The 1729-nt window shown below is 49.3% G+C and carries 1 protein-coding gene and 1 pseudogene; both read right to left on the reverse strand.

All coding sequences use genetic code 11. The features are described 5' to 3' along the window. Window positions 1-330: 330 nt before the first annotated feature. Window positions 331-681 carry a DUF1283 family protein gene (locus tag QZ506_RS12170; protein ID WP_291971354.1) on the reverse strand — a complete coding sequence of 117 codons (351 nt, stop codon included), beginning with the start codon at window positions 679-681 and terminating at the stop codon, window positions 331-333. A 160-nt stretch (window positions 682-841) separates the two neighbouring features. Continuing rightward, window positions 842-1591, reverse strand: a pseudogene (gene ydfG / locus QZ506_RS12175) (bifunctional NADP-dependent 3-hydroxy acid dehydrogenase/3-hydroxypropionate dehydrogenase YdfG). Window positions 1592-1729: the final 138 nt, after the last annotated feature.

Genomic DNA, 1729 nt, shown 5'->3' on the forward strand with positions numbered 1-1729 from the left:
GCTGCGGGCGTACGCCGATGGCCACTTTACTCGATGGAAAACGGATCTGGGCAGAAAAGAATCTGAACCAGATGTAATCTGACAGACACCTGTATAAATAATCGGTAACTGTCAGATCAGGTCTGAGCTAGTACATATTATTCAACAAAGCCCGTTTGATGCTACATCAACTCATTGAATACACGACCCAGAATTGGAAAGCATAAAGACAGAAAAAAACCAGAAAACAGAACAACGTGATGCCGTGAACATGAACGCGATATCTGGTCCGTGATTCAGTCAGAACAAAATGCCTGGCATTGAAGCCAGGCATAAACGCAATAGATAAGATCAAGGCGTTATCGCACGACCCGTGCGGCGATCCAGGCAGCGGTCGCTATTGGCTTCCCAATAGGCATTAACGTTGCTGCTGGTATTACATTTCTCTTGCAAATCAATGGATTTGTCGAACTTGTCGAATTCTTTCTCTCTGCGGTTATTCACTTTGTTACGCAGTGAACGGGTGCTATCCCATTGCTCTTTGCTTTGACGCGCCGCTTCTTTGGAGAGCGCACTATCGTCTGATTCCACAATGATGTGGCGGGTATCTGCGAGAGCATTAGCCTGCCATGCACCGGCCAAAACGACCAGCGACAGGGGGAACAGTGCACGTCGCAGTAATTTGAGGGTTTGATGGTTCATGTTTCATCCTGACGAACTAAAGGGTGATGACCCGCGATGTTTCCAAAAACGCGCTGATTACGCGGGTGTTAGCATCGCAACAAAAACACTATAGCATTCTTGTCTACAATAACTCTATAACATCACGCGCATCCTGTGACACCGACAAGGGAGATAAGTTTTATGCGTCTCGGTGTACGCTCAACCCCGCATAGGATTGGCTCACCGGCATCATCTCCAACGTATTGATGTTGACGTGTGCAGGCAGCGTTGCCACCCAGAACACTGCTTCAGCAACGTCCTCTGCGGTTAACGGCTGAGTGTTGTCGTAGGTTTTGGAAACCTTGTCCTCATTGCCTTTGAATCTGACCGATGAGAATTAGGTGCCGCCAACCAGCCCTGGCTCGATATTGGTAACACGTACTTTAGTGCCGAAAAAATCAGCACACAGGCCCAGGCTAAACTGGCGCACAAATGATTTGGTGGCACCATAAACGTTCCCGCCAGCATAGGGCCAGTTGCCTGCGGTTGAGCCGATATTGATCACATGGCCCTGATTGCGCTTAACCATTTCAGGCAACACAGCGCGGGTCATGTATACTAACCCTTTGTTATTGGTGTCGATCATCGTTTCCCAATCATCCAACTGGGTGTTATAAGCGTACTCTAACCCAAGCGCCAACCCAGCGTTGTTGACCAGCACGTCAACATTGCGCCACTCGGCGGGCAGGGCGGCAATCGCGCTTTCAAACGATTTACGATCGCGCACGTCAAAGGTCACCGTATACACTGACTCACCCAGCTCAGCCTTCAGTGCATCCAGACGATCCTGAAGTCGACCGCTGGCAATAACGCGGTGGCCCGCCTGAATGAATTTACGCGTAATCGCTGTACCGAAACCCGCTGTTGCGCCAGTAACAAAAATAATCATGTGTACTAGCTCAGACCTGATCTGACAGTTACCGATTATTTATACAGGTGTCTGTCAGATTACATCTGGTTCAGATTCTTTTCTGCCCAGATCCGTTTTCCATCGAGTAAAGTGGCCATCGGCGTACGCCCGCAGCAC

The sequence above is a fragment of the Candidatus Symbiopectobacterium sp. genome (genome assembly GCF_020054415.1).
Classification (GTDB): domain Bacteria; phylum Pseudomonadota; class Gammaproteobacteria; order Enterobacterales; family Enterobacteriaceae; genus Symbiopectobacterium.

Bases quoted from the DNA above. Each gene is read 5' to 3' on its own strand.
- QZ506_RS12170 (WP_291971354.1), bottom strand. From the start codon at position 681: ATGAACCATCAAACCCTCAAATTACTGCGACGTGCACTGTTCCCCCTG.